26 protein-coding genes and 6 tRNA genes are annotated in these 26,262 nt (G+C 38.8%); 24 read left to right on the top strand and 8 right to left on the bottom strand.

Translation table 11 applies throughout. The features are described 5' to 3' along the window. Positions 1–53: 53 nt before the first annotated feature. Complete coding sequence (locus ACFFGV_RS03110) at positions 54–1,004, bottom strand: 4-hydroxy-3-methylbut-2-enyl diphosphate reductase (protein WP_377345109.1); 951 nt, start codon at positions 1,002–1,004, stop codon at positions 54–56. A gap of 167 nt (positions 1,005–1,171) precedes the next feature. On the opposite strand from ACFFGV_RS03110, the gene ACFFGV_RS03115 reads away from it, so the two are divergent. Further along, positions 1,172–2,488: a DEAD/DEAH box helicase gene (locus ACFFGV_RS03115; RefSeq protein ID WP_377345110.1), complete on the top strand. Its 1,317-nt coding sequence runs from the start codon at positions 1,172–1,174 to the stop codon at positions 2,486–2,488. A gap of 183 nt (positions 2,489–2,671) precedes the next feature. Here the strand turns inward: ACFFGV_RS03115 and ACFFGV_RS03120 are convergent, their stop codons facing one another. Both ACFFGV_RS03120 and ACFFGV_RS03125 read right to left on the bottom strand, forming a co-directional pair. After that, a complete protein-coding gene (locus ACFFGV_RS03120; RefSeq protein WP_377345111.1) occupies positions 2,672–3,571 on the bottom strand; it encodes a deoxyribonuclease IV in 900 nt (299 codons plus the stop codon). A 101-nt stretch (positions 3,572–3,672) separates the two neighbouring features. Continuing rightward, positions 3,673–3,954, bottom strand: a complete 282-nt coding sequence (locus tag ACFFGV_RS03125; RefSeq protein ID WP_377345112.1) for a DUF2624 domain-containing protein — start codon at positions 3,952–3,954, stop codon at positions 3,673–3,675. Positions 3,955–4,144: 190 nt separating this feature from the next. Here ACFFGV_RS03125 and ACFFGV_RS03130 point away from each other — a divergent pair, with 190 nt between their 5' ends. After that, positions 4,145–4,885: a lytic transglycosylase domain-containing protein gene (locus ACFFGV_RS03130; RefSeq protein WP_377345113.1), complete on the top strand. Its 741-nt coding sequence runs from the start codon at positions 4,145–4,147 to the stop codon at positions 4,883–4,885. Positions 4,886–5,223: 338 nt separating this feature from the next. Further along, positions 5,224–5,676 carry a hypothetical protein gene (locus ACFFGV_RS03135; protein ID WP_377345114.1) on the top strand — a complete coding sequence of 151 codons (453 nt, stop codon included), beginning with the start codon at positions 5,224–5,226 and terminating at the stop codon, positions 5,674–5,676. 54 nt (positions 5,677–5,730) lie between these two features. Here ACFFGV_RS03135 and ispG read toward each other — a convergent pair whose 3' ends face one another. Both ispG and yqfZ read right to left on the bottom strand, forming a co-directional pair. After that, complete coding sequence (gene ispG, locus ACFFGV_RS03140; protein ID WP_377345115.1) at positions 5,731–6,816, bottom strand: flavodoxin-dependent (E)-4-hydroxy-3-methylbut-2-enyl-diphosphate synthase; 1,086 nt, start codon at positions 6,814–6,816, stop codon at positions 5,731–5,733. A 101-nt stretch (positions 6,817–6,917) separates the two neighbouring features. Then, the gene (yqfZ, locus tag ACFFGV_RS03145) at positions 6,918–7,310 is read right to left on the bottom strand and encodes a protein YqfZ (RefSeq protein WP_377345116.1); all 393 of its coding nucleotides are present in this window, start codon (positions 7,308–7,310) and stop codon (positions 6,918–6,920) included. A gap of 137 nt (positions 7,311–7,447) precedes the next feature. Here yqfZ and ACFFGV_RS03150 point away from each other — a divergent pair, with 137 nt between their 5' ends. Together ACFFGV_RS03150 and ACFFGV_RS03155 are read left to right on the top strand one after the other, a co-directional pair. After that, complete coding sequence (locus tag ACFFGV_RS03150; RefSeq protein ID WP_377345117.1) at positions 7,448–8,080, top strand: NfeD family protein; 633 nt, start codon at positions 7,448–7,450, stop codon at positions 8,078–8,080. 94 nt (positions 8,081–8,174) lie between these two features. Then, a complete protein-coding gene (locus tag ACFFGV_RS03155) occupies positions 8,175–9,977 on the top strand; it encodes a methyl-accepting chemotaxis protein (protein ID WP_377345118.1) in 1,803 nt (600 codons plus the stop codon). Between the two features lie 50 nt (positions 9,978–10,027). Here the strand turns inward: ACFFGV_RS03155 and ACFFGV_RS03160 are convergent, their stop codons facing one another. Next, positions 10,028–10,519: a DUF1189 family protein gene (locus ACFFGV_RS03160; RefSeq protein WP_377345119.1), complete on the bottom strand. Its 492-nt coding sequence runs from the start codon at positions 10,517–10,519 to the stop codon at positions 10,028–10,030. 215 nt (positions 10,520–10,734) lie between these two features. Here ACFFGV_RS03160 and ACFFGV_RS03165 point away from each other — a divergent pair, with 215 nt between their 5' ends. The 15 genes from ACFFGV_RS03165 to phoU all read left to right on the top strand — a co-directional run bounded on the left by ACFFGV_RS03165 (position 10,735) and on the right by phoU (position 22,843). Then, the gene (locus ACFFGV_RS03165) at positions 10,735–12,390 is read left to right on the top strand and encodes a Na/Pi cotransporter family protein (protein WP_377345120.1); all 1,656 of its coding nucleotides are present in this window, start codon (positions 10,735–10,737) and stop codon (positions 12,388–12,390) included. Positions 12,391–12,770: 380 nt separating this feature from the next. Continuing rightward, positions 12,771–12,845, top strand: a tRNA-Asn gene (locus ACFFGV_RS03170). A gap of 2 nt (positions 12,846–12,847) precedes the next feature. Next, a tRNA-Met gene (locus ACFFGV_RS03175) sits at positions 12,848–12,924 on the top strand. 35 nt (positions 12,925–12,959) lie between these two features. Further along, a tRNA-His gene (locus ACFFGV_RS03180) sits at positions 12,960–13,035 on the top strand. A 20-nt stretch (positions 13,036–13,055) separates the two neighbouring features. Then, positions 13,056–13,132, top strand: a tRNA-Ile gene (locus ACFFGV_RS03185). Between the two features lie 14 nt (positions 13,133–13,146). Further along, positions 13,147–13,239 (top strand) — tRNA-Ser (locus ACFFGV_RS03190). A 41-nt stretch (positions 13,240–13,280) separates the two neighbouring features. Beyond that, positions 13,281–13,353 (top strand) — tRNA-Phe (locus tag ACFFGV_RS03195). Positions 13,354–13,792: 439 nt separating this feature from the next. Beyond that, positions 13,793–14,407 (top strand): superoxide dismutase, encoded by a 615-nt coding sequence (locus ACFFGV_RS03200; protein WP_377345121.1) that lies wholly within the window; start codon positions 13,793–13,795, stop codon positions 14,405–14,407. Positions 14,408–14,629: 222 nt separating this feature from the next. Next, complete coding sequence (locus tag ACFFGV_RS03205) at positions 14,630–15,892, top strand: MFS transporter (RefSeq protein WP_377345847.1); 1,263 nt, start codon at positions 14,630–14,632, stop codon at positions 15,890–15,892. 77 nt (positions 15,893–15,969) lie between these two features. After that, a complete protein-coding gene (locus tag ACFFGV_RS03210; RefSeq protein WP_377345122.1) occupies positions 15,970–18,108 on the top strand; it encodes a peptidoglycan D,D-transpeptidase FtsI family protein in 2,139 nt (712 codons plus the stop codon). Between the two features lie 244 nt (positions 18,109–18,352). Further along, on the top strand, positions 18,353–19,363 hold the full coding sequence (locus ACFFGV_RS03215) for a PstS family phosphate ABC transporter substrate-binding protein (RefSeq protein WP_377345123.1): 1,011 nt from the start codon (positions 18,353–18,355) through the stop codon (positions 19,361–19,363). A 111-nt stretch (positions 19,364–19,474) separates the two neighbouring features. Next, positions 19,475–20,419 (top strand): phosphate ABC transporter permease subunit PstC, encoded by a 945-nt coding sequence (gene pstC / locus ACFFGV_RS03220; protein WP_377345124.1) that lies wholly within the window; start codon positions 19,475–19,477, stop codon positions 20,417–20,419. A 1-nt stretch (position 20,420) separates the two neighbouring features. Continuing rightward, the gene (gene pstA / locus ACFFGV_RS03225; RefSeq protein ID WP_377345125.1) at positions 20,421–21,299 is read left to right on the top strand and encodes a phosphate ABC transporter permease PstA; all 879 of its coding nucleotides are present in this window, start codon (positions 20,421–20,423) and stop codon (positions 21,297–21,299) included. A gap of 109 nt (positions 21,300–21,408) precedes the next feature. Then, complete coding sequence (gene pstB / locus ACFFGV_RS03230) at positions 21,409–22,149, top strand: phosphate ABC transporter ATP-binding protein PstB (protein WP_377345848.1); 741 nt, start codon at positions 21,409–21,411, stop codon at positions 22,147–22,149. A 34-nt stretch (positions 22,150–22,183) separates the two neighbouring features. Continuing rightward, on the top strand, positions 22,184–22,843 hold the full coding sequence (phoU, locus tag ACFFGV_RS03235) for a phosphate signaling complex protein PhoU (RefSeq protein ID WP_377345126.1): 660 nt from the start codon (positions 22,184–22,186) through the stop codon (positions 22,841–22,843). 37 nt (positions 22,844–22,880) lie between these two features. On the opposite strand, the gene ACFFGV_RS03240 is transcribed toward phoU, so the two are convergent. Continuing rightward, the gene (locus tag ACFFGV_RS03240) at positions 22,881–23,354 is read right to left on the bottom strand and encodes an endolytic transglycosylase MltG (RefSeq protein WP_377345127.1); all 474 of its coding nucleotides are present in this window, start codon (positions 23,352–23,354) and stop codon (positions 22,881–22,883) included. 7 nt (positions 23,355–23,361) lie between these two features. Beyond that, a complete protein-coding gene (locus tag ACFFGV_RS03245; RefSeq protein WP_377345128.1) occupies positions 23,362–23,748 on the bottom strand; it encodes a hypothetical protein in 387 nt (128 codons plus the stop codon). Between the two features lie 210 nt (positions 23,749–23,958). On the opposite strand from ACFFGV_RS03245, the gene rpmG reads away from it, so the two are divergent. The 4 genes from rpmG (at position 23,959) to yqgO (ending at position 26,090) form a co-directional block, all read left to right on the top strand. After that, complete coding sequence (gene rpmG / locus ACFFGV_RS03250; RefSeq protein WP_138600785.1) at positions 23,959–24,108, top strand: 50S ribosomal protein L33; 150 nt, start codon at positions 23,959–23,961, stop codon at positions 24,106–24,108. A gap of 93 nt (positions 24,109–24,201) precedes the next feature. Further along, positions 24,202–24,756, top strand: a complete 555-nt coding sequence (locus ACFFGV_RS03255; protein ID WP_377345129.1) for a 5-formyltetrahydrofolate cyclo-ligase — start codon at positions 24,202–24,204, stop codon at positions 24,754–24,756. A gap of 125 nt (positions 24,757–24,881) precedes the next feature. Continuing rightward, entirely contained in the window at positions 24,882–25,844 is a 963-nt protein-coding gene (locus ACFFGV_RS03260) for an L-lactate dehydrogenase (RefSeq protein ID WP_377345130.1), read from the top strand. A gap of 63 nt (positions 25,845–25,907) precedes the next feature. Beyond that, positions 25,908–26,090 carry a protein YqgO gene (gene yqgO, locus ACFFGV_RS03265; RefSeq protein ID WP_512700583.1) on the top strand — a complete coding sequence of 61 codons (183 nt, stop codon included), beginning with the start codon at positions 25,908–25,910 and terminating at the stop codon, positions 26,088–26,090. Positions 26,091–26,262: the final 172 nt, after the last annotated feature.

A 26,262-nucleotide genomic window follows, 5' to 3' on the forward strand; every position in this document is an offset into this window, starting at 1 on the left:
AAGGCTGTCGAGACTTTCTCGACAGCCTGAGAGCGATCTGCATCGCTCTTTTTTTATGATGATTTCTTCGTTTTAACCTTTGGAAGAATTTTTCGTTGTTCTACTTTAGAAGTTCGATCCCATGTTGCTTCATCGTTTGGATCATATGCCTCAATGAATTTAATTACTTCTTTAACAAGTGGTGTAGGGGTGGAGGCTCCCGCTGTAATAGCCACTTTTTCTACGCTTTCTAGCCATGACAAATCAATTTCGCTTACATCGGCAATACGGTAGGCCTTCGTTCCTGCTTTTTCTTCAGAAACCTGTTGGAGACGACAGGAATTATTACTTCTAGGGTCACCCACTACAAGCGTTAAATCTGCTGCGCCAGCTTGTTCAGAAACAGCTTCCTGGCGAACCTGCGTTGCCATACAAATTTCCTGATGAAATTCAGTTTGCGGATATTTTTCCTTTACCATTTCCATAACATCGTACACATCCCACTGACTCATAGTCGTTTGGTTGGTGACCATAATTTTATCCGAAGTGAGATGAAGATCCTTGATATCCTCTTCATTTTGAATCAGGTGTACGTGGCCTGGAGCTACGCCAACAGCCCCTTCAGGCTCAGGATGGCCTTTCTTTCCGATATAGACGATTTCATATCCCTCACCAGTCATTTCTCGTATTAAATCATGGGTTCTGGTTACATCGGGGCACGTAGCATCTAGGACAGTTAGTCCTTTCGCTTCCGCTCTTTCTTTTACCTCAGGGGAAACCCCATGGGCTGTAAAAATAACAGTACCTTCCTCGATACCCTCTAGTAAATCAAGACGGCTTTTACCATCTAAGGTGTACACACCCTCGCTTCCAAACGCATCAGTTACGTGCTGATTATGCACAATCATTCCTAAAATATATATTGGACGAGGTAAGTTTGGATCCTTGGAGGCGTTGCGTGCAATAACCATTGCATCAACAACTCCGTAGCAATACCCTCTAGGAGCAATTTTAATTACTTCCATTTATTGGTCCCCTCTCTACATCCTCGAATTAATAATAGATTCAAGTTTCTCTAACCTATTATAAAGGGAAAATAATGATAACACAAAGTATCTCGTTTAAAAGATGGATTATTGATGAAAACTCTACTATAATGTAAAAGCAGTACGTATGTAAAGGAGTAAGAATTATGGCAAATCAAAGTTTTCAATCGTTCGCCCTTTCGCCAATCACTTTAGACATAGTCAATAAACTGGATTTTCAACAACCAACCCCTATCCAGCAGAAGGTAGTCCCTGCTGTACTTAGAGGTGAAAGTCTAATTGGTCAATCGCACACCGGGTCTGGAAAGACACACTCTTATTTAATCCCTTTGTTAGATATGATCGATGAAACAAGACAAGAAGTGCAAATGATTATAACAGCGCCTACTCGTGAATTAGCGATACAGTTATATGATGAGATTAGAAAAATGATTCAGCTGGGAGAAAAGCAAGAATCATGGAAGGCTCGCTTATTAATAGGCGGCACAGATAAACAAAGAACTATAGAGAAGCTGAGAGAGCAGCCACAAATAGTAGTGGGTACTCCTGGTCGAATTCTCGATCTTATCCAAGAAGAAGCATTAAATCCATATACAGCGACCTCCTTCGTTGTGGATGAAGCAGATTTAATGCTGGAAATGGGTTTTATTGAAGAAGTCGATCAAATACTAGTAAGAATGCAAGAGGATATTCAATTACTCGTCTTCTCCGCTACCATCCCAGAAAAATTACAACCGTTTCTAAAGAAATATTTAGAAAACCCTACATTCATCGTAGCGGATGAGCACAGACCGGCACCCGAGAAAATGGAGCACATCCTTATACCAATACGAGATCGGGAAAATGCTGACCTGGTAATGAGTATTTCCAAGCTCATTCAGCCATATTTAGCAATTGTATTCACCAATAGCAAAGACAGAGCGAATGACTTGTACCGGAAATTAAATGAACAAGGCCTTGAAGCAGGTATTCTCCATGGTGGTCTGACTCCGCGAGAAAGAAAAAGAGTTATAAAAGATATTAAAAACCTTCGATACCAATACATTGTAGCTACCGATTTAGCGGCAAGAGGGATTGACATACAAGGTGTCAGTCACGTAATCAATGCAGATATGCCAAAGGAAGAGGAATTCTATATCCACCGAGTTGGAAGAACTGCAAGGGCTGGTCTTGAAGGTACGGCGATTAACTTCTATAAGGAGGAAGACGAGCTATTAATTTCGAAGCTTGAGAAGAGAAAGCTTCGGTTTGAACGCTTTGACATCAAAAAGGGAGATTGGGTGCCACTTAAGAATGAGAGAGACCGCGCCGATAGGCAAAAGCAAAACAATGAAACAGAGAAGGAAGCCTGGAAACGGGTTAGAAAACCGAAAAAGGTAAAGCCTGGCTATAAGAAGAAAATGAAGCAAGAGGCAGAAGGTATTAAGAAACAAATGAAACGTAACACGGGTCGCCGTAAGTAATAAAAGTTGGATAATATAATGTAAAAAAACCTGCTAATGTCATATAGCAGGTTTTTTATTGATTTTGTAAGCATTTGTAAAACTAGCACTATTATTGTCGAAGGGATAACATTATATAAAAAAAGGGTTTAACATGAGACATATAGAGGAAAGCATACCAAAGGATAAGCCTCCTAGCAGGTATTATTCCCCAAGTAATTCTTTACGCCAGTCCGTAAAGGTTTGTTTGGTGAAATTGTCAATTTCATAACTATATGGTGGCTTCTTATTCTTTTTGTCATGTCCTACATACGGTGTTTCTAAGATTTTGGGTACATCTGCAAGCTGTGGATGGTGCACGATATAATTCAGAGCATCAAATCCAATGTAACCATATCCGATATTCTCATGTCGGTCTTTTTGGGCTCCTCTTTCATTTTTACTATCGTTGATATGGAGTACCTTCAGGCGGTCTAGCCCAACAACTTTGTCAAAATGATTAAGAACACCATCAAAGTCATGAACAATATCGTAGCCTGCGTCGTGTGTGTGACATGTATCAAAGCATACGGAAAGCTTGTCATTTTGCTCTACACCATCTATGATGGCAGCCAATTCCTCAAAGGAACGACCAATTTCACTGCCTTTGCCAGCCATTGTCTCGAGTGCAATCTGACAATGTGTATCGGGTTTGTTTGCAAAAACTTCATTCAAACCTTCAATAATTTTTTGCAGACCAACCTCAGCACCTTGATTAACGTGAGAGCCTGGATGAAGCACTATTTGATTCGCTCGTTGAAGCGCTTCTACACGCTCAATTTCGTTAGATAGGAAATCAACACCTAATTCAAATACATGGGGCTTTATCGTATTTCCTATGTTCACAATGTAAGCAGAGTGAACAATGATTTCCTGTATCTGATGCTTGTCCATATGCTCTAAACCAGCATTTATGTTTAAATCTTCAATGGCCTTTCTTCTGGTGTTTTGCGGGGCACCAGTATAAACCATAAACGTATTGGCACCGTAGGAAGCAGCTTCCTCACTAGCACCTTGAAGCATTTTCTTACCACTCATGGAAACATGAGATCCTAATTTTAACATGCTGACAACTCCTTTTTAGCTGCATATCCTGCTTATCATACTATAAAAAAATATGGAGTATTGGTCAACTAGGACAAATAAAAAACCAGCTCGAGGCTGGTCTAAAACCAATGAGATAAGCCATTGTCCTTAATCATTTGCTGAAAAATACGATTTACTTTTTGAGCTGTTTTGGGATCCGTAATTTGAGCAAGCTTCTTCAACGCTTTCAGGCGATCCTTTTCCTCTAAAGGATTCAAATCTGTCTGCTTTAAGTATGCAACAATTGCTTTCGCTTGATCCTTGGTTAACTGAATTTCATATTCTTTCCCATAGGCTATGAGGTCCTCTGCGGTGATATTTTTTAATTTTTGATGTACAACTTGTTTAATCATATTCTTCATTCTACTCGCCCCATTTCCGAGAGTGTATATACAATCGTATGACTTATATGGAAAAGATGTGCATTTAACTTACAGAAGAAAACGCTCAGGTGAGTTTAATTTTTGCAATATAGATTGAAATTCTCTAATATAGTCCAAGTGTTTTCTAAACCATGCTAGAACGAATAAGATAGGAAAGGAAGATAAGTGAATGAAACAATTACACCAGCTTACACCATATACAAGGGCCATTATTGCTTTCTTATTTATAACTATTACCTTTATGGTGATGGGGATTTTCTTTAACGAACAAGCCCAAACGTTGAAAGAAAAAAATGATACACTCCAAGCTGAAAAAAAACAGCTTGCAGCGATTAACGCCCAGCTTGAAATGGAAAAAAGTTATATAAATACACAGAAGATGAGTAATAACAATAAAGAGGTAAGCTTTAAAAAATGGACACAGCTTGATAAAGTAGCAGAGCGCATGGTTACAGAGAGCGAAGGAAACTTTAATAAATCCTGGGCATTATACTTAGTGAGAGAGGCTGAGAAATATCAAATTGACCCGTATTTAGTTTATGAACTTCTTAAAGTAGAAACAGGAGGAACATTTGATCCTGAGCTAGTAGGTCCAGAAACAAAATATGGACGAGCTTATGGGATGGCACAGTTTATGAAAAACACAGCACCTTGGATAGCAGAAATGGGCGGCTTGCCATACGATGATGAACTTTTATTTGATCCTTATTATTCCATGCAATTATCTTTAATTTATCTGGACTATCTTCATCATAAGTATGGTAATTGGAATGAAGCCCTAACAGCATACCATAGAGGGGTTGGTGGACTGGAAACCTATATTTCGAATAATGGCCATGCCAAAAGCTGGTATGCCGAAGAAATTCAAGCGAACGCAAAAACGCATGAGTCATACGCAGTTGTCAACTAGTCCGAGTATAATACGTTCTTCGTTCTCGTCAGCTTGTAGAGAAAGGATTCTCTACAAGCTTTTTTGTGCACCTTTATCATTCATTTAGCAAATATGCTCAGAGGAAAGCTGTTCTTCATGTATAACTAGCTCATTTAGCTTTCGTAACAATAATGTATTACTACTTTTGAAAACATCAGTATCAAACCTTATTTAGTTTTTTATGGGGATGTTTTTTGATGAAGTATCACTAGGTATAACTTTGGGGAAATGTACCACGTTATTTTTATCAGAAAGTCCATACACTAAATATGCACCTTTTAAAAGAAAGCGAGGGTCCCATTATGGAGAATAATCGAATGGAACATGAAGATAAAGACCATGTAGAAGAAGCCCCGCAATATGGTAAGGAAAAGGAAAGTGAGCTTAAGGCTGTAGAGCATCATGAACTTGATGCCAAACTAGAAGAAGAAAGCAAATACTCACTTGCAGAGAGCCAAAGCTTATATGCTGGTACTGATGATGTGGAAATTGCTCAGGAGGCAGCAGCAGATATAAATCATGTAAGAGATCCAATTAAGTCTGATGAACGAGAAAGCGATATGCAATCTGAGGTGCAGACTGGTTTTGGGTGGCTAGCTGTCATCCTTGCCGTCGTTTCTTTTTTCGTATTGCCCGTCGTATTAGGAGCAGCAGGCATAGTGCTTGGATTTATGTCTAAGCGAAGAGGTGCAGATACCTTAGGGAATACTGCTATAGCAGCAGGAGCTATTTCCATTGTATTAACCTTGTTTTTCGCACCTTTTTCATAGGTGTTTAGCAAGGAAAAAAAGAGCAGCCAGTTTGGCTGCTCTTTGTCTGTGCTTTTATTTCTTTTCTGCTAAATATTCTTCTGCAATTTTATCTACTTCTTTTTTCAGTTCCTCTACCATTGTTTCTTCAGGTACTTTTCGGATGATTTCACCGTGACGGAAGAGGAGACCTTCACCTCGAGCACCAGCTATTCCAATGTCAGCTTCTCTAGCCTCACCAGGGCCGTTAACAGCACAGCCTAATACAGCCACTTTGATAGGTGCTTTAATGGTTGAGATATATTCTTCTACTTCATTTGCGATAGAAATCAAATCAATTTCAATTCGTCCGCACGTAGGACAAGAAATGAGTGTAGCTGCGTTGTCAGCTAAGCCGAATGTTTTTAAAAGCTCTCGGCCTACTTTTACTTCCTCAACAGGGTCTGCACTTAAGGAAATACGTATGGTGCTGCCAATTCCTTTACTTAGGATTGCTCCTAACCCTGCCGCACTTTTAACGGTTCCAGCGAATTGTGTACCAGCTTCTGTAATTCCAAGGTGCAATGGGTAGGAAATTGCTTCAGCTGCTTTTTCGTAAGCTTCAATAGCAAGATTGACATCAGAAGCCTTAAGAGAAACAACGATGTCATGGAAATCAAGCTCTTCGAGAATAGAAATGTGGTGTAACGCACTTTCCACCATCGCGTCTGCTGTTGGATACCCATATTTCTCAAGTAAATGCTTTTCAAGAGAGCCGGCATTCACCCCGATACGGATTGGGATACCTTTTTCCTTTGCAGCGTTTACTACGGCTTCTACTTTACGACGCTTTCCGATGTTACCTGGGTTAATACGTATTTTATCTGCGCCGCCTTCAATTGCTTTAAGAGCCATTTTATAATCGAAGTGTATATCCACAACAAGTGGAATATTAATACGTTTTTTTATTTCAGAGATAGCATCTGCAGCTCTGTCGTCAGGACAAGCTACTCGTACGACCTGACAGCCAGCTTCTTCTAAACGATGAATTTCTGCTACAGTTGCTTCTACGTCGTGCGTTTTAGTTGTAGTCATGGATTGCACAACTACTTTGTTACTGCCCCCAATAACGAGGTCTCCCACTTTAACAGGGCGTGTATCTTTACGATGTGTAATAGCCATATAATCGCTCCTTTAGTAATTGCGATAATCCTAAATCTATAAAAAGTACCATAATCATTATAAATGCAATGCAAAAAAATATGAAGCAACGAGCATTATTTTTACATATCCTTTTCGATTTGTCTATATACAGGAAAGTAATAGGGGGTATTTGTCTGAATTTGATGAGGGTTTTGCTGATCGTTTAAGCCTTCAAAATCCTCCAGCATTTGGTTTATCGTAACTGGGGGGCCGTTCTCATTCAATATTTCTAGTATTGATAATACCGTTTCCCCAGCTTTTACTTCATATTGTATTACTTCATATCGTTTGTTTGATTGTTTCGAATCAGTTGTATTGGTATCCTGAGAGCTTTCCTCTATGGCGGTTTCCTCTGTTGTTTTTTCTTTGGAGGTTGCGTTAGGGAACGTTCCCGTAGTTAAATCATGAGACAAACTAGCAATGAAAAGGATTATAATAATAATAAAGAGAACTTTCTTAATCGTTTTATTCATGTACAATCCCCTTTCTTTATATTGTATTACATTCTACAAAAGGGGAAATATCCTTCTTTTTTTGAAACATTTTGAGGATTTAATCGTACAGTTAAATAATAGTAATATCAGCTTTTCTACTTGGGGAGGGGATTATAATGTTTGCTATAGATGCTGCTTGGATAGCATTACTCATTACGGGACTTGGCACTTTATTTCTGTTTGGAGAATTGTTAGTTAATATGCGGGGGGTTTTTGGGGTATTAGGATTGGCCTTTATTATGTTTTACTTTATGTCTCATTTATCTACCTCCATGTTTTTCATTATGGGAATAGTATATTTAGTTAGCTTGCTTCTTATCATTATAGATGGGAATTTTTTGAACGATGGGACTTTGACCACCATAGGCAGCATTTCTATGTTATTTACGATAGGGATGGCGGCGAACGATTGGGTTACCGGGTTATATGGTGTTAGTGGGGTTCTAATTGGTGGCTTTGGTTCGCTTTTGTTTTTGAAGGTTTTTCCAAAGCGCAACATGTGGTCCAAGATTACCTTGCTAGACCAGCTCTCCTCTGAAGAAGGGTATAATTCTATGAATGAATCGTATCGGCATTTAATAGGTAAAGAAGGGATTACTTTGACTGATTTAAGACCAGTAGGTACTGTTTCCATAAATAATCAGGAGTATAGTGTCGTCTCGAATGGTCACTGGATGAAACGCAATGAAAAGGTAGTGGTGGAACGAGTGGATGGGACTAAAATCCTGGTCAAAAAGGTAGAAAATTAACGAAAGTTTAGCAAGTATTTACACTCCATTAATATAAGCGTGTCATACTCGGCTTTGGAGAACGACACAAACTTATATAATGGGGTGTTTTTAGTTGAAATCACCTGGGATACTAAGGAAAATTGCTCACAAAATCCCTACAGTGAATTGGAGGAAGACTTCTGTTCGTGCAATGGACGTGGAAAGGGACATAAAAAGAACGAAGGACAAACCTTATGAGAGAAATGGCATATTTCCATTATCGTTCCAGGCAAGGCTTTCTATAGTAGTTGGCATTCTTGTCCTTGCATCTATTAGTACAGTGGGATGGCTATCTTATTCCAAAGCGAAAGAAAGTCAAATGGACCTCGTACAAAATAGATTGGAAAGAGAAATCTTTGTCATGAAGGACATGGCGGAACGATTAATGTTCGCATTTGTGGGAGATCAGGATTCCTTTAATAACCAAATTCAGGAGGTAGTAACCTCTCAGAAGGTAGAAATGAATTATGATGGGTTTTCTGCTAATGTATTTTTAATTCAAGATGATTCCGTCCAATCGTTACCTAAGAGGCAGAAAAATGAGGATGTCTTTAACAAACAGCTAATGGATACTATTATTAGTCAGGAAGATGGGTCAACAGTAGCAGAGTGGAAGGGGGAAGAGTATTTATTCTCCTACGGGGCAATTCAAGAATTAAAAGGAATATACGTAATAAGTGTGCCTGCCGAGGAATTTATGAGCTCTGCCAATCAATTAGCTAAATACTCGTTAACCGTTGGAATTATCAGTTTTGCACTCATAATTATTATTGTATTCATTTTTATTCGCAGAATGGTTAAGCCGTTGCGAAGACTTCAAACCATTATGAAGAATGCAAGAGAAGGTAACTTTGAGGATACCTCTAGCATTAATACAACTATACCTGAAATGAGGTCCCTTTCTAACAGTTATCAGGATTTAATGGACCAAATTGTACATATGCTTTCTAATATTCAAACTGCTGCAAATCAATTGACATCCACCAGTGATGAATTAGCAGTTTCTTCTGATAAACTGGATCATTCTCAGGATGATATGAAGCGAGAATTACAGGAAGTAATATCAGGGACTGAGGAAACAGAGGGGACATTTCAAGATCAAAGAAAGGTGTTTGAAGAGCTCAAGTATTTTCTATATACGCTTACGAATTCTTTTACAGAAATGTATAATAACCAGGATGCTATGAACGATTCAATAGAAGAAGGAAACACTAGTGTATCCTCCATCATGCATTCCTTAGAAGCATACCACGATGCCTTCAGGCAGATGACCTCTAAAATAGAAGAATTTGAAAAGCACACCGTAAACATTGATCAGGCAGGAAAAATGATTCAAGATATTGCGGAAAGAACTAAGCTATTAGCTCTTAATGCCACAATAGAAGCAGCAAGAGCAGGTGAAAATGGAAAAGGATTTGCAGTAGTGGCTGGTGAGGTGCGTACATTAGCTGAGAATTCTAGAGAGGCTGCGCTGGATATTGATGAAAAAATGAAGCAAACATTGCAAATTAGTCAGTATCTAGGAGAAGAATTTCATCATATGTATAACCAATTGACAAGTCATCTTCATGATGCCCAGTCTTCAAAGGAATCTTTTGCAAACCTGTCTAACAACATTTATCAAATGAATGAGCATCTCGCTCAATCCAAGGATGAAGTTGCTAAAGCAGGTGAAATGGTACCGAAAATGGAAGAAGCCTTTTCAGAGTTTCACGAAGTAACACAAAAAACGTTAACCTCTGCGCAACAACTGTTTGCGACTGCTGAAATGCAAAAGCAGCAGATGGAGGAAACGGACAAGGCACGTCATCAATTAATGGCACTTTCTCAAGAATTGACCACATTAACGGTGGATCATCAAACGTTAAAACATTAGAGTACACATGGCTAAAAACGAACGGGTCGCCCAAATGGGTGGCCCGTTCATTATTTGTTTTGTTTTGGATTGGGGATGGCACGAACGGCTAAAAATAGATAAGTAGCAGAAGCTAACCATAGCAGTGCCGCACCACCAGGAATGATACTCCCGAATCCTTCGAAAATAGAAAGGGCGATGGTTGGGGCGGTAATAGCATAGGCAGATATGACCCAAAGCTGCTTATAAGAAAGATTTTTTTTCATAAAGGAGACAAATAATAAACCGAGTGCCGCTAATATAGAAACCTCAATGAATTTATAGCCCGTTGTAAAAAAGTAAACAAATAAGAAGGAGATAGGTAATGGTAACGGTAAGCTTGCAAGCTCATTCCCATTGTATGTTCCCATCCATTCTCCGATTAAACGGGGGGCGAAGCTTAGCAGCATTAGCATAAATAGATACATGATTGCATTCCCAATCGATAAGAGACGAAATGCGGATAGACGTTTGATAGAATAGATGCTATAAAGGAACTGTTTGTAATAAGGTAATTTTCTCAAGTATGGCCCACCTGTTCTTTACTCAGATTATTCTATTTCATCATATCGGAGCAACCCATAGAAAATCAATTAAAATGGTGCAATTCAAGGAGTAATGTAAATTTAGTGTAAAGATAGCTTTAAAATCTCGGAAATACCTTTACAAATGGTTAATATTTAATCAATAATGTATGAGGGTTTTAAACAAAAAACTACAATTTAAGACAAACACTTGGATGAGGGGAGTTAAACCATTGGAAGCTATCAATGTGCAAGAGATAATATTTCAATTTATTGGTGGTTTAGGGATCTTCCTATTTGGTCTGAAGTTTATGGGGGACGGCTTACAGCGCTCTGCAGGTGACCGGCTTAGGGATATTTTAGATCGTTTTACCACAAACCCTTTTATGGGAGTGCTAGCAGGGATACTAGTCACTTTATTAATTCAAAGTAGCTCAGGAACTACTGTCCTAACCGTTGGGTTGGTAAATGCAGGATTTATGACCCTGCGACAGGCAATTGGTGTGATAATGGGTGCGAACATTGGAACTACTGTTACCGCATTTATTATTGGTATAGAAATTAAAGAATACGCCTTGCCTATTTTAGCAGCAGGAGCTTTCTTATTATTCTTCTTTAAAAGTAATCGTACTACGTATATTGGACAAACCTTATTCGGCTTTGGAGCATTATTCTATGGTTTAAAGCTTATGAGTAATGGAATGAAGCCATTAAGAAGCTTAGAGGCATTCCAGGATTTAACGGTAAGTATGAGCGAGCAGCCGATTCTTGGGGTAGCAATTGGTACATTGTTTACCGTAATTGTGCAAAGCTCCAGTGCTACCATAGGAGTACTGCAAGGGCTGTATGAACAGGGAGCTATTGATATAGGAGCAGCTTTACCTGTTTTATTTGGCGATAATATCGGTACCACTATAACAGCAGTTCTTGCTGCCATAGGTGCTAGTATTGCTGCAAAACGTGCAGCCTTTACACACGTAATTTTTAACCTAGTGGGAACGGTTCTGTTCTTAGCGATATTGAAGATTTATATTCCCTTCATTGACTATTTAAAAGATGTCATTGGGTTAAATGAACCAATGACCATTGCGTTTGCGCACGGGATATTTAATCTTTCCAATACGATAATACAGTTCCCGTTTATTGGATTACTCGCTTATATTGTGACGAGATTAATTCCGGGTGAAGATACGACGGTCGACCAAAAACCGAAACACCTTGATCCAATCTTTATCGAACAATCTCCATCTATAGCGTTAGATCAGGCTAAAGAAGAAGTAATGAGGATGGGCGACTTTGCATATAAAGGCCTGGAGGAAACGAATCATTATTTAAATAGCCATCAACGAAAACACGCTGATATGGCATTACAATTCGAAGAAGCACTCAATAATCTGGATCGAAAGATAACCGATTATTTAGTACAACTGTCAGCTACCTCCTTAACTGATGCAGAAAGTGCAAAGCATTCTGCTTTAATCGATTCTGTCAGAGATATAGAACGAATAGGGGATCACTTTGAGAACATTATTGAACTAGTGGATTATAAGATATCTAATAAAGTTGACTTAACGGAACAAGCGCGTGAAGATTTAAATGATATGATAAACTTGACATTGGTTACAGTAAAGCAGGCCATGAAGGCGCTTGGAGAAATGAATAGAGAAGAAGCGCTATCCGTAATCCAAAAAGAAAAACAAATTGATCAGTACGAAAGGTCATATCGGAAGAAGCATATTATTCGCATGAATGAAGGTGTATGCTCAGGACCTGCTGGAATTGTGTTTGTTGATATTATAAGTAATTTAGAACGCATAGGAGATCATGCAGTTAATATTGCAGAAGAAATTCTTAATAAAGAGGATAGATAATGATAAGAAAAGAACCTGCATTCATAACAGCGGGTTCTTTCTTTTGTTATGTTGGCTCATTTAAAGGACAATATGGGTGTTCTGTTACTCCACATAAGTACTTTTTACTATGAATATCCAGAAGAAGTCTTCGTTAACAGTGATGAAATGAATGGAGTCTTTATTTGATAAATTTTATTCCTGCAAAAAGTATTGACTGCCTATGAAAGAGATGGTATATTAGAATACGTCGTTGAAAGACGAAGGCAATTATTATTGCTACATACAAAATCAGACAAATTATTTATTTTATTATTGCAATACAGCATCAATGCTGGTAAAATAAATAATGCTTCGATTTTAACGGGCAGTAAGAAGGACTTCCGTTATTACATATTTATTCCAACGTAGCTCAGTGGTAGAGCAATCGGCTGTTAACCGATTGGTCGCAGGTTCGAATCCTGCCGTTGGAGCCAATGGCGGCGTAGCTCAGCTGGCGAGAGCGCACGGTTCATACCCGTGAGGTCGTGGGTTCGACTCCCTCCGCCGCTACCATTACATAATTGTTAAACAGGTACATACACATCATGGCGGTTGTGGCGAAGTGGTTAACGCACCGGATTGTGGTTCCGGCATACGTGGGTTCGATCCCCATCAATCGCCCCATTACCGTAATATATGTTGTTGGACCCTTAGCTCAGCTGGTTAGAGCTATCGGCTCATAACCGATCGGTCGCAGGTTCGAGTCCTGCAGGGTCCACCATTTTTATTATGTACGGAGGAGTACCCAAGTCTGGCTGAAGGGAGCGGTCTTGAAAACCGCCAGGGGGTTAACGCCCCGCGGGGGTTCGAATCCCTCCTCCTCCGCCATTTTTTTATTTTTGTGGGAAAACATTATTACTGGTAACAACGGCTCGGTAGCTCAGTCGGTAGAGCAACGGACTGAAAATCCGTGTGTCGGCGGTTCGATTCCGTCCCGAGCCATACGTAAAGAGTAAACACTATGTGTTTACTCTTTTTTGTTTGCTCTTACATATCAATATGAATGTTAAATTAATCCATTTAATTGGTATAAAAAATTGGATTCGAGATGGTTTTCAGAGATGGGTCCTATCAGGGAAACGTATGGCATCGAAAGTGGTGCTATTTCCGATCACTCAACTCGCCTTTCAGCAACAGACAAATAATACCTCAACTTCAAGTCTTCCACTTAAGGAAGCTATACTGAAAAACAACAAACATTTATGATGTTTTAATATCCTCATATTGGGATACTATATTTATGGGACGTTGCATTGCTTCTTTTAAAGCTTTTTATTTGCAAGGGGCAAGGACGTTTGATACGCTTACAATGGTGGTTATCATCATTTAGTTGATGGTGTAAAACCAATAAGCTACATATTTTTAAAGGAGGAGATTCAAGATGGCTAAATTTGAACTACCAGAACTACCATATGCATATGATGCTCTAGAACCTCATATTGATAAGGAAACGATGAACATTCACCACACTAAGCACCACAATGGGTATGTTACTAAGTTAAACGGTGCACTTGAGGGTCATGCAGACCTGCAAGACAAGTCTCTTGAACAGCTTATCGGCAACCTTGATGCAGTTCCTGAAAATATTCGTACTGCTGTTCGCCGTAATGGCGGTGGACACGCTAACCACTCTCTATTCTGGACTATCATGTCTCCAAATGGAGGAGGCGAGCCTTCTGGTGAGCTAGCTCAAAAAATCAGCGAGAAATTCGGAAGCTTTGACCAATTTAAAGAAACATTTACTAACACAGCTCTTGGTCGTTTCGGTTCTGGCTGGGCTTGGTTAGTAGTAAATAACAACGGAGAGCTTGAAGTGATGGACACTCTTAACCAAGATTCTCCAATTATGGAAGGTAAGACTCCAATCTTCGGTATTGATGTTTGGGAACACGCATACTATCTAAATTATCAAAACCGTCGTCCAGACTATGTAAATGCATTCTTTAACGTAGTAAACTGGGATGAAGTAGAACGCCGTTATAGCGAAGCAAAATAATATTTGTTTCCTTCTAATAACGCAGGCCTTGATGGTCTGCGTTATTTTTATGCGCTCTATTTTGCGTCGAGGAATAAATGTTTCCTTAATGCAAATTATATAATATTTCTATTATTAGGTCAACTACAAGCCGGTCACATTCAACTCCTCTTTTGCATAACTCCACACCTTTTGCAAAAAACTAATGGAGAGAAACAGGAGGCGTTGAATGTGAAAAAAAGAATGAACGCGTTACTTGGTGAGGTCGAGGTAACAAGGGATTTACTTTTATTATTATTTATTGGTGGCTTATACGCCCTTGGCATCTTCTTATCTAATACATTTGTGAATATATATTTATGGAAGCAATCAGGAGAATACGTGTCTATTGCTTTATATAATTTATCTATATATATAATGCAGCCTCTTACCTTTATTCTTGCTGGTAAATGGGCAAAGCGAATCGATCGTGTCATTGTACTTCGGTTAGGGGTTATTTTCCTTTCCTTATTCTTTCTCACTGTTCTTTTTGCCGGGGAGCAGGCAGCCACCTACAAGCTGGTTTTGGGATCAGTGCTTGGTATAGGGTATGGTTTTTATTGGTTAGCATTTAATGTATTAACGTTTGAAATAACAGAGCCAGACACTAGAGATTTTTTTAATGGTTTTCTAGGACTGCTTCAATCCTTCGGTGGTATGGTAGGACCTGTGTTAGCTGGATATGTTATTTCTCGCATGACGGCCAATACAGGGTACACCATCATATTTTCTATTTCTCTGTCGTTATTTATTATTGCAGTCGTTGCAAGCTTTTTCTTGAAACGTCGTTCAGCGAAAGGGAACTTCTCGTTTAGAAGGATTATTCATGAAAGAAAGCGTGATAACAATTGGAAAAAAATATTGAATGCCCATATATTTCAAGGTTTAAGAGAAGGCACGTTTCTTTTTGTTATTGCCATTTGGGTGTTTATTACAACTCAGAGTGAATTCGCGCTCGGTACATTTAATTTGGTTTATTCGGGGTTTGCTTTCCTCTTTTACTACCTAGTTACACGTTTAGTTAAACCGAGGTTGCGTAAATGGTCTATCTTTATAGGTGGTCTTTCCCTTTACCTTGCTTTATTCCTTATTCTCATCCATTTAAGCTATACGACGTTGTTAATATACGCCGCAATTATTGGTATGTCCTATCCAATTATTTATGTCCCTTACCTTTCTTTAACTTATGACGTTATTGGAAAAGCATGGCATGCTGCTGAAATGCGAATAGAATATATTGTAGTAAGAGAACTATACCTAAATCTGGGCAGGGTGTTATCAATAATTCTTTTCTTAATTGCTGTGACATTGTTTGATCCTGCTACAATTATTCCTTATGTACTAATGATTGTAGGCGCAGGACACTTTGTTATATATTTCTTTATAAAGGACGTCCGTTTCACACAGGATACAAGTGAGGAAGCGGTATTTGTAAAAAATAAACTTGCTGATAATGATAATAGGTAATCGGGAATTCTGGTGCATAGTATAGTGGAGGCTGAGATGCTATAATAATGAAGTACTTTTGAGTTAGGGGGAGAGAAATGGCATCAAAGCATAAAAAGAAAAAATCTCATCTTCCCTTTAGGTTAAATGTTCTCTTTTTTGCCATCTTTTTGCTATTTGCTGGCTTGATTTTGCAACTAGGCGTTGTACAAATCTTATTTGGAGCCGATGCGCAAGAGGAAATTGATAAAACAACTAATCAAACAACTAAGATACCAGTACCTAGAGGCAAGATGTTCGACCGTTACGGTAATGTTGTCGTGGATAATAAACCGTTATATTCTATTACCTATACACCATCTCAATCACCAACGCAGGAGCAGCATTTGGAGCTTGCTCAAAAACTGGCTGGAATGATTAAGATGGATACTGGGGATGTCACGATAAGAGATAAGAAGGATTATTGGATATTAACACAAGATGATCCTTATTCAAATCGTCTCACTGAGGATGAGCAAGAACGAACGGAAGATGAAAAAAATGCAGGGGAACCTTCTCCATATGAAATATTATTAGAGCGTATTGATCCGGAGGAGGATTTGACGTTTAAGGAGAAAGAGCTTGAAGTTATAGCGATTAAGAGGGAATTGGATAAAGCTTATTCCCTTACACCGCACGTCATTAAAAATGAAGATGTTACTCAGCAAGAATACGCAACGGTAGCGGAGCATTTAAGTGAACTGCCAGGAATCAATGCTACAACAGACTGGAAACGCAAATATCCTTACGAGCAGACGTTTACGGATTATCTGGGTAGTATAACTACAGATGGTCTCCCGAAAGATGAATTGGAATACTATATGTCCAGAAACTATAGTAGGAACGATCGTGTAGGAACAAGTGGAATAGAAGAAGAGTATGAGTCCTTGTTAAAAGGACAGAAGAAACAAATACAATATACGACCGATAGAAATGGCAATTTAGTCGAAGAAACTGTTGTCCAGGAAGGGCAGCGAGGTAAAGATCTTGTCTTAAGTTTAGATATCCAATTGCAGAAGCTAATGGATGAATCTTTGCAAAAACATATAAAAGCAGCCAAAAGCGAATTCCCAACGGAAAATCAATACTTAAATGAAGCAATGGCAGTTGCCATGGATCCTGACACAGGAGAAATTCTTGCCATATCAGGTCAGACTTGGGATAAAGAAGACAAGGAGTTTTATGATAGTGGAATTCGAGCAGTGAGCGCACCAGTAGCACCAGGCTCCGTTGTCAAAGGAGCTACTCTTTTGGCAGGGTATGATTATGGTGTCATAGACCTTGGTCAATCGTTTTATGATTCTCCCATAAAGCTGAAAGGCACCCCTGTGAAAAGCTCCTATCAGAATTTAGGGAACGTGACAGATATTGAGGCTTTAAAGAAGTCATCGAACGTATATATGTATCATGTTGGAATGAGAATGGGTGGAGACGAAAGCTATCAGCCAAATGAAAAGCTAACCTTCTACCCGGACCGCTTTCAAGTGTTCCGAAATTATTACAGTCAATTTGGTCTCGGTGTGAAGACGGGAGTCGATATTCCTAGCAACACGGAAGGCTCAGGACAGAAAAGTGATAATTTCATGGGTGGTAATATTATGGACTTGGCGATAGGGCAGTATGATACCTACACAACAATGCAGCTAGCCCAATATGTTTCCACCATTGCAAATGATGGCTATCGTGTGCAGCCAAGGATTGTAAGTGAAGTAAGGGAGCCTACTACAGAACGCAATCAAATTGGCCCGGTTGTGAATTCCTACAATACGAATGTATTAAACAAGGTATCGATGGAGCAAAGATATATTGAGCAAGTTCAAAAAGGTTTTAGAGAAGTATTCACAGAGGGCGGTACAGCACACTATTATTTCCGGGATGCAGAGTATGAGGCGGCTGGAAAAACTGGTACAGCTCAGGCAAATTATTGGAAACCGATAAGGGACAGTGAAGGGGATGTTCTAAGGTATGAACCGAAGGAAATTGAAAACCTCACTCTCGTGGGCTATGCTCCTTACAATAATCCTGAGGTAGCCTTTGCGGTTGTAGTTCCGAATACAGGCATTGTTAATGGTCAATATCAGGTAAACAAAAAGATAGGCAGGGATATTTTAGACGGTTACTTCGAGCTGAAAGAGAAGCGCTCATCAGGAGATGAGGTTTCACAAGAAAAAGAAGTTGCGGAAAGTACATCCGATTAAACATATCTTTAAAAAATAAAGGCAGAAAGTTGCAGTATATGCAACTTTCTGCCTTTTAACGTCGAAAAGAAAACGATGGAAACAGTGTAAAAAATAGGGTAGATGTCATAATTTCCTGACCACATTTACATAACCTTAACATTTCGTTTATATAGAATTAAAAGAGTATGGTTAAGATATGAATTGTGAGTTGATAAAGCAATCAACCAACAAAATTCAACAAACATTTTAGGGGGAAATTGAAATGAAGAGTTTCAAGAAATTAGCACTTCTACTTACTCTAATTCTTGCTCTTACAGCTCTTGCAGCTTGTGGAAGCAGTGAAGGTGGAGACAGCGAATCTGATAGTAGTTCAGAAGGTGAAAACACAAGCTCCGAAGAGGGTTCTAGCGAAGAACTTTCTGGTACAGTTCAGGTTGCAGGTTCTTCTACAGTTTATCCAATGGCAGTTTACATTGCTGAGCAATATCAGAAAGAGCAGCCAGAAGTAAACGTAACAGTTGACTCTATCGGTTCTGGTGGTGGATTCAAGAAATCTACTAAGGGTGAAATTGATCTTTCTAACGCTTCTCGTGAAATCAAAGAAGAAGAGAAAAAGATTGCAGAAGAGAACGGAATTAACCTTCATCCACTAGAATTAGCTTACGATGGTCTTACTGTTGCAGTAAATCCTAATGCTGATTTCATTGATAAACTAACTGTTTCTCAGCTTAAAGAAATCTTCCTAGCTGACAGTGGTAAAACAAAATGGTCTGATATTAACTCTGAGTGGCCAGACGAAGAAATTAAAATTTATGCTCCAGGACATGATTCTGGTACATTTGACTACTTCAACGAAGCAATTCTTGAAGAAAATTCAATGCGTGAAGACAGTGGCGTAACACTATCTGAAGATGATAATACTCTAGTACAAGGTATTAAGAACGACGAGTATTCTATTGGTTTCTTTGGATATGCATACTATGCAGAAAACAAAGACTCTCTTAAAGCTCTAGGAATCCAAGATGGTGAAGATGCAGAAGCTGTTAAGCCAAGCCCTGAAACAATTCAAGATGGATCTTACACTCCACTATCTCGTCCATTGTACACTTACATTGTTGAAAGTGCTCTAGAAAAGCCACAAGTTCTAGATTACACTCTTTATACTTTAAACAATGCTGGTGAAGCAGCTCAAGAAGTAAGCTATGTTGCTCTTCCAGACGAGAAGTACCAAGAGCAAATTGACAAAGTAAAAGAAATGGCTCCATCTGAATAATTAAAGAAAAAGATTAATAGAACTATAATGGTTCGGGTGAGGGGGCACTAGTGGTGAGCTAGTACCCCTCGCTTTTGCTATGTTAATGAGATGAAAGGGGATTTCAAACTTATGTCATCTACCTCTAAGCAGATGAATGAAAAATCAGTAGGTGCAATCATTGAGGAGAATAGAAAGAATCGTGGCTCCCTCATGTTTATTGAGAAACTAGTTCCTAAATTACTATTACTAGCTTCCATTATTTCCGTATTAGTTACAGTAGGTATCCTTTATACTTTGCTAAGTGAAGCATTTACTTTCTTTGATCAAGTAAACTTCTTCAGCTTTATTAGCGGCACATATTGGAACCCGTGGCAGGGTGAATTTGGAATTATGGGCTTAGTCAGTGGAACACTTTTAATTACGGTAATTGCAATGCTTGTAGCTATACCGATTGGTGTTGCGTCAGCCGTTTTCTTGAGTGAGTATGCAAGTGATAAATGGAGAAGAATTTTAAAGCCTTTATTAGAGGTACTAGCAGGTGTACCTACTGTTGTTTATGGTTTCTTTGCATTGACGTTTGTAACTCCTGTGCTACAAAGTATCATTCCAAGACTATCTTTCTTTAACGCATTAAGTGCAGGTATCGTGGTTGGTATTATGATTGTACCGATGATTGCCTCGTTAACGGAAGATGCGATGAGTGCTGTTCCAAATACTATGCGCCAAGGTGCTATGGCATTAGGTGCTACACGGTTAGAAACTACCTTTAAAGTAGTGCTCCCAGCCTCCTTATCTGGAATTGTAGCCTCCTTTGCACTAGGTATTTCTCGTGCAATAGGTGAAACCATGATTGTTGCTATCGCAGCAGGTGCTACCCCTAAATTTACGATGGATCCTACACAGTCTATTCAAACGATGACAGGATACATTGTTCAGGTTGCAAAAGGTGATGCTGGATTTGGAAGTACAATTTATTACAGTATTTATGCTGTCGGGGCAACACTATTTGTGTTTACTCTTGTCATGAACTTAATAGCACAGTATATTTCTCGTCGATACAGAGAGGAGTATTAAAATGAATTACGTTGACGAACAAACAGTAAAAACTAATATGGGGAAACGTATCGTAAAGAATAAAATTGGAAGATGGGTCTTTTTCTTTGCAACGTTAATAGGATTAATTTTCTTAGGCGCATTAGGTTATCGCATATTGACTCAAGGAATTGGTGGACTGGATTGGCAGTTTCTATCTGGTTTTACCTCTGCATCCCCAGAGCGAGCAGGGATTAAAGCCGGTGTGATAGGTTCTTTATGGCTGATGGCCGTTACAGCACCAGTTACGATAATATTAGGTGTATGTACAGCAATTTATCTGGAAGAATATGCACGGCAAAATAAATTAACGAGATTTATTCAACTTAATATTCAAAACCTTGCAGGAGTACCATCTATCGTATTTGGTCTTCTAGGTCTAACTATTTTTGTTTATGTGTTTAATATTGGGGAAGTTGTGTTAGCAGGGGGATTGTCCCTAGCCTTATTAGTATTACCAGTTATTACTGTATCTGCACAGGAAGCAGTTCGTTCTGTACCACAGGATGTCAGACAAGCATCCTATGCACTTGGTGCTACGAAATGGCAGACCGTTCGTCGTGTAGTGCTGCCAGCTGCTATTCCTGGAATACTGACGGGAAGTATCCTAGCTCTATCTCGTGCTATTGGAGAAACAGCTCCATTGCTTATCGTCGGTGCATCTACAGCAATATTCACGCTGCCAGGCAATATTATGGATCCTTACACAGCAATGCCGATACAAATTTTCAGTTGGACACAACAGCCTCAACAGGCTTTCCAAGAAGTTGCGTCAGCTGGTATTATCGTATTACTAGCAATCTTATTAGTGATGAACTCTATAGCTGTTGTAATTCGTAACAAATTCTCTAAACGCTTCTAAGAAGATTATACTTTGAATTTTTTGAGGAGGAATTCCCGTGGCGCAAGTAAATAAACAGGAATCACAAACACCGAAAGAACAAACCAAAGCTGCTGACTCTGTATATACCGTGAAAAATTTGAATCTATGGTATGGAGAGAGTCAAGCACTTTATGATATTAATATGGACATTGGGGAAAAAGAAGTTACTGCCATTATTGGTCCTTCTGGCTGTGGTAAATCTACTTTTATTAAAACACTCAATAGAATGGTAGAAATGGTCCCTGTTGTTAGAACTTCTGGAGAAATAGATTATCGTGGAAAAAATATATTTGATGATAAAAACTACCCAGTAGAGGATTTACGCACAAAAGTGGGTATGGTGTTCCAAAATCCAAACCCATTCCCTAAATCCATCTATGAAAACATTGTATATGGTCCTAGAATACATGGTATCAAGGATAAGAAAACATTAGACGCAATCGTTGAGAAAAGCTTAAAAGGTGCAGCTCTTTGGGATGAAGTAAAAGATAGACTTCATGAAAATGCATTTGGACTTTCTGGCGGACAGCAGCAGCGTGTATGTATTGCCCGTTGTTTAGCCATTGAACCAGATGTCATTCTAATGGATGAACCTACATCTGCATTAGACCCAATCTCCACTGCGAAAGTAGAGGAATTAGTTCAAGAATTAAAGGAAAACTATAGTATTATTATCGTCACTCACAACATGCAGCAGGCTGCACGTATCTCTGACAATACTGCCTTCTTCTTAAATGGAGAGCTAGTAGAATTCGCAAATACGAATACACTATTCTCTACTCCATCAGATAAACGTACTGAGGATTATATTACAGGTCGTTTTGGTTAATTAGAGTAGTGTAGCCCTGGGAAGGGGTTAACCAATGGCGTTAAGAGGTCAATTTTATGATGAGTTAGCCAGTTTACAATTTAATATTAAGAAGTTAGCCGTAAATTGTGTTAATGCATTTGAGCAGTCCATTGATTCTTTATATGATCACGATGTGGAAAAAGCACAGCAGATCATTGAGAACGATCAATATTTAGACCAAGAGGAAGTTGCTATTAATGAGAAAGCTATTCTTTTAATTGCAAGACAGCAGCCAGTCGCTACGGATTTAAGAAGGCTTATTGTAGCCATTAAAACGTCTACTGACTTAGAAAGAATGGCTGATCATGCGACTAACATCGCGAAGAGTACGATTCATTTAGGGAAAGAACATGACCTTCCTATTAATCCCGCTTTAAGGGAGATGGCAAATCAGGCTATGGAAATGGTTGATGTTGCTACGAAGGCATTCGAACATGAAGACATTTCCTTAGCGAGAACTCTTGCAGATATGGATGATAAAGTAGACAACATGTATGGAAAGATTACTAAAGAATTGATGGAGCTATCCGCTGATCATCCTCAAAATATCCAGCATATTATGCAATTAGCCTTTGTTGGAAGGTATATCGAACGCTTTGCGGATCATATTACGAATATTGGCGAGAATATTTTCTATATTGTTAAAGGGGAAACCTTTGATCTGAATGAATAATAAATAAAACGAAACCTGGAGCATCCCAGGTTTCGTTTTATTTATTCGTAATGGTTTTAGCGATCTGTTTATACGACATGTTGTTATGTACTTCATATGTCCCTACTTGAATAAATCGACTATAATCATTCATTTGTAAATATTGATTAAATGCCTCTTCATCTTCAATAATATTTGTTTCCATTAGCTTTTTACTAATCTCGCTTGAGGAAATTCCTTTATCAATAGTGAGGGAGTAGAATATGTTTTTTTTATTTCCTGATTCTGATTTCTCGGAATTCGTCTCTTGATTATCATCTTGCTTCTTTTGAGCCTGCTTTGCAGCTTCCTCTAACTCCTTGTAATCTTTTGTGGATAATATGTGGTAGCCCTCCTGTTTTAACACCTGCCTGGCATCTTCTTCTGTAGGAGTACTAGAGGCGCTGCCCTCTTGTGTTTCATAATAGGTAAAGGCTAGTAAAGCAGTAGCTGTACATAGGCCGAATGCGAATGCTCTAATGGTGTGTTTCATTCATACACTACCCTTTCGTGGAATATTGCCTTAAGGTGGTTAATATGTCATGTTCATGAAGAGATGTTTCTTGTGCAATGTCCTTCGTCGTGTACCCTTGTTCATACATATGTAATACTCGTTGGACTAATGGTGGCTGTGAGCTGCCTGGTTGTGAACTCTTTAGAACAGATTCTTGTTTTTTGGTTGAGTAAGAGGAGTTGGAATAATCATCGATGAGCAGCTCTTCCTCCAAAACCTTCATTTTCTTCTTTAACTGATAATTCTCCTGCATGGTGGAAATCGATATTTGTTCCACTTGGTCCTCCAATTCCTTATATTTGTTTTTCATTGCAAATGATATAAGGTATAGAGCAAAGGATACTACAAATAACGTAAGTATAGTATAAAGCAAATAGGTCACCTCATTTTTTCCTCTCTTTGTTAGTTATATCATAAGTCAGGTATAGTGAAAACAAGGGAAACTAATCCTTTAATGAAATTTAAAAATGAGGGAAACTTGTTGGTTTATATTGAAATGTCCCTGTTTTTTTGATACTATAAGTAAGTCTGAAGATAGAATGGTTACATGACCTACTATGAAAGTTTAACTGGAGGGATAACAATGCGTGTAAATATTACACTTGCTTGTACTGAAACTGGAGATCGTAATTATATTTCTACTAAAAACAAGCGTAAAAACCCAGAGCGTTTAGAGCTAATGAAATATAGCCCGCGTTTGAAGAAGCATACTCTTCACCGCGAGACTAAATAAGAACAGTAGGATATTCTCCTACTGTTTTTTTATTATCTTTTTTACTATAACAAAAGCTATTTGTGTTGGGTTTAGCATGGAGGAGGTATAGGAATGAAAAAAAGGCTGCGCAAGAAAGGCATCCAATTGCTGAAAGGAATGGAAGCTATAGAACGACAGGAGCTTTCTGTCTCCATAATGGATAATCTATTTCAGACTAGCATGTGGAAGCGAGCTGACGTTATCGGCACAACGATCCCACAAGAACATGAATTGGATACCACCATTTTGATACATAAAGCTTGGGAAGAAGGAAAGAAAATAGCGGTTCCTAAATGTTATCCTGAACGAAATGAACTGCTATTTTACACATTAACAAGCTTTGAACAATTAGAAATTGTCTTTTACGGATTAAAGGAGCCTAAGGTAGAACTAACGAAGGAGTGTTCCAAGGAAGCCATAGATTTAATGATTGTACCTGGGCTGCTGTTTGATTATAGTGGGTATCGTATTGGATATGGTGGAGGGTATTATGATCGATATTTGAGTGACTTTCCTAATACTACCGTCGCACTGGCCGCAAATGCTCAAGTAACTGAAAATCTCCCCTTTGAAACGTTTGACATTCCTGTGGATCACCTTGTAACAGAGAAGGGAAAGCTGTATTAAAAAGGTAAGAAGTTAAATGTTAACAAAATTGCAACATTGAAGGCGCTTTCGCTTCTTTTTATAGTTTGTGAAATAATGTACAATCTAAGTATAGATCGAAATACTTCCCCGAAAGGATGATTGTCATGGAAAGAGTCAATAGAGTTGCTTTAATTGGTACAGGGTTTGTAGGCTCCAGCTACGCATTTGCTTTGCTAAACCAGGGGGTAGCTGATGAATTAGTGATGATTGATTTGAACAAGGATAAATCAGAAGGCGATGCCATGGATCTAAACCACGGCTTAGCATTTGCGCCAAATTATACAAAAATTTGGTATGGAGATTATATGTATTGCAAAGATGCTGATATTGTAGTCATTACAGCTGGAGCAAATCAAAAGCCAGGGGAAACAAGATTGGATTTAGTGGAAAAGAACGCAACTATCTTTAAATCTATAGTAGACCAAGTGATGGGTGCCGGTTTTAATGGAATCTTTGTAGTGGCAACCAATCCGGTGGACGTACTGACGCATATGACCTGGAAGTTCTCTGGTTTACCAAGTCATCGAGTTATAGGCTCTGGAACTATTTTAGATACGGCAAGACTGCGTTATAGCTTAGGGGAGTATTTCGAAGTAGATGCTCGTAACGTACATGGTTATATCATGGGAGAACATGGCGATTCTGAGCTTCCTGTATGGAGCCAGGCGAATATTGGCGGTCGATCTATCCATGAAGTGATAAGAGATAATCCTGAAAAGTACAAGGAAGAGGATCTAGAGGACTTGTTTATTGGAGTCCGAGATGCTGCTTATCATATCATTGAACGAAAAGGAGCGACCTATTATGGCATAGCTATGGGGTTAGTTCGTCTGACTAAAGCTATTCTTCATAATGAAAATTCCATTTTGACTGTTTCTGCTTATTTGAACGGGGAATACGGCCAGGATGACATTTATATCGGGGTTCCAGCCGTGGTGAATAGAAGCGGAGTCCGAGAAGTTCTGGAATTGACATTGAACGAAAAAGAGAAAGAACAGTTCACTCATTCAGCCAATGTGTTAAAAGAAACATTAGCTCCTGTTTTACAAAAAACTCCGGTAGAATAAGAAGCTTGATTCCACCACATACTATCATTATCCAACAGAAACAGGAGGATGTTAGTAGTGCGAATGCTTATTTGGTTAGCTTTACTAATAGTCGGTGCTGTCATGATTAACCGGTACAAATATAAGATTCTAAATGGGATTTTAACCGTGGACGTTCTGAGGAAGGTAGCTGTTTCTTGGAGCATGCGCGTACCTTATGTAAGAGAGAAAATACTACCGTCTATTTTGGGCAGATCCACCTTGTAACATGATAGGATGTAGAGAACCCTGTACAAATTTGTGTACGGGGTTTTTGTTTTTTAGTACAGAAAGCTGCTTTTACATATATCATCAATGAGGATGATGGATAAAGCTATTTACTAAATCATTTGTAAGACCACATGTATGTACAATGAAACGTGACTGCCGATTAAGAAGA

Origin of the sequence: Pontibacillus salicampi, from assembly GCF_042434395.1 — a bacterium.
GTDB lineage: Bacteria > Bacillota > Bacilli > Bacillales > BH030062 > Pontibacillus > Pontibacillus salicampi.

Bases quoted from the DNA above. Each gene is read 5' to 3' on its own strand.
- ACFFGV_RS03260 (WP_377345130.1), top strand. From the start codon at position 24,882: ATGGAAAGAGTCAATAGAGTTGCTTTAATTGGTACAGGGTTTGTAGGC.
- ispG (WP_377345115.1), bottom strand. From the start codon at position 6,816: ATGGCTATTACACATCGTAAAGATACACGCCCTGTTAAAGTGGGAGAC.
- ACFFGV_RS03130 (WP_377345113.1), top strand. From the start codon at position 4,145: ATGAAACAATTACACCAGCTTACACCATATACAAGGGCCATTATTGCT.
- pstC (WP_377345124.1), top strand. From the start codon at position 19,475: ATGTCATCTACCTCTAAGCAGATGAATGAAAAATCAGTAGGTGCAATC.
- ACFFGV_RS03165 (WP_377345120.1), top strand. From the start codon at position 10,735: ATGAGGGGAGTTAAACCATTGGAAGCTATCAATGTGCAAGAGATAATA.
- ACFFGV_RS03120 (WP_377345111.1), bottom strand. From the start codon at position 3,571: ATGTTAAAATTAGGATCTCATGTTTCCATGAGTGGTAAGAAAATGCTT.
- ACFFGV_RS03210 (WP_377345122.1), top strand. From the start codon at position 15,970: ATGGCATCAAAGCATAAAAAGAAAAAATCTCATCTTCCCTTTAGGTTA.
- ACFFGV_RS03150 (WP_377345117.1), top strand. From the start codon at position 7,448: ATGTTTGCTATAGATGCTGCTTGGATAGCATTACTCATTACGGGACTT.
- ACFFGV_RS03255 (WP_377345129.1), top strand. From the start codon at position 24,202: ATGAAAAAAAGGCTGCGCAAGAAAGGCATCCAATTGCTGAAAGGAATG.
- ACFFGV_RS03125 (WP_377345112.1), bottom strand. From the start codon at position 3,954: ATGAAGAATATGATTAAACAAGTTGTACATCAAAAATTAAAAAATATC.
- rpmG (WP_138600785.1), top strand. From the start codon at position 23,959: ATGCGTGTAAATATTACACTTGCTTGTACTGAAACTGGAGATCGTAAT.
- ACFFGV_RS03215 (WP_377345123.1), top strand. From the start codon at position 18,353: ATGAAGAGTTTCAAGAAATTAGCACTTCTACTTACTCTAATTCTTGCT.
- ACFFGV_RS03110 (WP_377345109.1), bottom strand. From the start codon at position 1,004: ATGGAAGTAATTAAAATTGCTCCTAGAGGGTATTGCTACGGAGTTGTT.
- ACFFGV_RS03205 (WP_377345847.1), top strand. From the start codon at position 14,630: ATGAACGCGTTACTTGGTGAGGTCGAGGTAACAAGGGATTTACTTTTA.
- yqfZ (WP_377345116.1), bottom strand. From the start codon at position 7,310: ATGAATAAAACGATTAAGAAAGTTCTCTTTATTATTATTATAATCCTT.
- phoU (WP_377345126.1), top strand. From the start codon at position 22,184: ATGGCGTTAAGAGGTCAATTTTATGATGAGTTAGCCAGTTTACAATTT.
- ACFFGV_RS03200 (WP_377345121.1), top strand. From the start codon at position 13,793: ATGGCTAAATTTGAACTACCAGAACTACCATATGCATATGATGCTCTA.
- pstA (WP_377345125.1), top strand. From the start codon at position 20,421: ATGAATTACGTTGACGAACAAACAGTAAAAACTAATATGGGGAAACGT.
- ACFFGV_RS03115 (WP_377345110.1), top strand. From the start codon at position 1,172: ATGGCAAATCAAAGTTTTCAATCGTTCGCCCTTTCGCCAATCACTTTA.
- ACFFGV_RS03240 (WP_377345127.1), bottom strand. From the start codon at position 23,354: ATGAAACACACCATTAGAGCATTCGCATTCGGCCTATGTACAGCTACT.
- ACFFGV_RS03135 (WP_377345114.1), top strand. From the start codon at position 5,224: ATGGAACATGAAGATAAAGACCATGTAGAAGAAGCCCCGCAATATGGT.
- yqgO (WP_512700583.1), top strand. From the start codon at position 25,908: ATGCTTATTTGGTTAGCTTTACTAATAGTCGGTGCTGTCATGATTAAC.